Origin of the sequence: Streptomyces sp. P9(2023) (assembly GCF_032436795.1) — a bacterium.
Classification (GTDB): domain Bacteria; phylum Actinomycetota; class Actinomycetes; order Streptomycetales; family Streptomycetaceae; genus Streptomyces.
Window position 1 is genome coordinate 1 of sequence record NZ_JAUPWM010000641.1, and the last position, 256, is coordinate 256.

The window sequence follows — 256 nt, forward strand, 5'->3', positions numbered from 1 at the left end:
TAGTATTTAAAAATGCTTGATTGCGGACCAGCAAAGCTTTAAAAATAAAGAAGAAATATAATAGAAATATAAACCTTCCACCTGGAGTCATCGCAAATATAAAACCCTTGAAATTCAAAACACAAATCGAAATTGGAAAGAACCAAGAAAACCAATGCTTATAGCCAAGTATTTTAAAAAGACGGACGCTCATAAAAGCAATAGCCAACATCAACAAAATTAAAATAATCACACCACCATAGTTTAAATGAAGGAT

1 protein-coding gene is annotated in these 256 nt (G+C 30.9%); it reads right to left on the reverse strand.

Going from position 1 to position 256, the window contains the following annotated elements; all coding sequences use genetic code 11:
* Positions 1 to 256 (reverse strand): hypothetical protein (locus Q5762_RS38990; protein ID WP_315897055.1); only part of this gene is annotated, 256 nt, incomplete at both ends.